Annotated in this window: 1 protein-coding gene; it reads right to left on the bottom strand. The window is 59.1% G+C overall.

Features of this window, described 5'->3' with window-relative positions; translation table 11 throughout:
- Window positions 1–810 (bottom strand): SMP-30/gluconolactonase/LRE family protein (locus A3730_RS24420; RefSeq protein WP_063539168.1); only part of this gene is annotated, 810 nt, incomplete at both ends.

The following is an 810-nucleotide window of genomic DNA, read 5'->3' as shown; positions in this document are numbered from 1 at the left end:
GAGTGACCTGTCCTTGCTCGTCGAGGCCGAGCACAAAGCCGTGATGCACCGGTTGCGGCTGCAGGAAGCTGGGCATACGGAAGGCCACTTTGCGCAGCAGGGGTTTGTCGGAAAGGCTGTCGAGCATGGCATTACGGGGACTGAAAAGGGCAAGCCAAAAAGTGCCGTCGCCGTTGGCCGAGATGCCATCCGGGATGCCGGGCAGGTTATCCATGAAGATATCGTGGCTGCCGGCTTTGTCGCCTTTGAGCCAGTAGCGAACGATGCGGTAATTACCGGTTTCGGTCACCAGTACGAAGTCTTCATTCTGCGACAGGGCGATACCATTGGCGAACTGCAGGCCATCCAGCAGGACTTCGGCTTGGCCGGTGGCCGGGTCGTAACGCAACAGCCGCCCGTGGCCGCCGTGTTCCATGATGTCGTCGCGGGCATGCATGGCCGGGCCAAATTTGCTGGAGGCATCGGAGAAATAGGCGATGCCGTTGCTGTCCACATCCACGTCATCGGTGAAACCGTAGGCTAGTCCGTTAGCGCTGTCGCTCAGGGTTGTGATAGCGCCGGCCGCGTTGATGCTCAAAAGTCCTTTGTAGCCATCGGCAACGATCAGGTTGCCAGAGGGCGCAAAATCCAGACCCAATGGCCGGCCTCCGGTGTTGGCGATCAGATCCGGGTTCTTGCCGTCGGGATCAAAGCGAACAATGCGGCCATCTACATAGCCCACGTACAGGTAGCCTTCATCATCAATGGCCACATCTTCCGGGCCAACGCCTTCATCCTTGCCGAGTATGCGGCTGTCACTGAGTGCCGTGT

The sequence above is a fragment of the Alcanivorax sp. HI0044 genome, assembly GCF_001634945.1.
This window is presented reverse-complemented; position numbering and strand designations above follow the sequence as displayed.